The 211-nt window shown below is 54.0% G+C and carries 1 protein-coding gene; it reads right to left on the bottom strand.

The features are described 5' to 3' along the window. Nucleotides 1-211 (bottom strand): YDG domain-containing protein (locus ASC50_RS08835; protein WP_158648512.1); only part of this gene is annotated, 211 nt, incomplete at both ends.

The following is a 211-nucleotide window of genomic DNA, read 5'->3' on the forward strand; positions in this document are numbered from 1 at the left end:
GTTACGGCGGTGGGCTGTGCTTGCAGCGTGTAGTTGTTCTTATCCTCCCCTGTGAGCGCGAAACCGCTGAATGTAACCGTTTTACCCGTGCCCGCATTCTTGTCTGCAAAAGTAGCCATGCCGTTTGATACGCCTACATCATCCGAGCCTACTGTGCCAACAACAGTGCCGGATGCTGTAATGGTGGCGGTGGTGGTGCCATCGTAGTTTT

The organism is Candidatus Symbiothrix dinenymphae (assembly GCF_001431085.1).